A 225-nucleotide genomic window follows, 5' to 3' on the forward strand; every position below is an offset into this window, starting at 1 on the left:
GACACGTGGAGCTGAATGATACTAATCGGTCGAGGCTTTGATCTAGTCTAATGGTTTGTGTTGATGAATCCTCAGTTTTCAGGGAACAAACCCTAAAACAATATTGACATGCGTATGACGCGGTGTTAATATTCATTTTGTCTGGTGGCGATAGCGAGACGGCCACACCCGTTCCCATGCCGAACACGGAAGTTAAGCGTCTCAGCGCCGAAAGTAGTTGGGGGA

The 225-nt window shown here is 47.6% G+C and carries 1 rRNA gene; it reads left to right on the top strand.

Annotation, left to right across the window (positions count from 1 at the left end):
* Positions 1-140: 140 nt before the first annotated feature.
* Positions 141-225 (top strand): 5S ribosomal RNA (rrf, locus tag KNO69_RS15295); the annotation flags it as partial.

Origin of the sequence: Exiguobacterium sp. s131, assembly GCF_018617345.1 — a bacterium.
In the GTDB taxonomy this organism is placed as follows: domain Bacteria; phylum Bacillota; class Bacilli; order Exiguobacteriales; family Exiguobacteriaceae; genus Exiguobacterium; species Exiguobacterium profundum.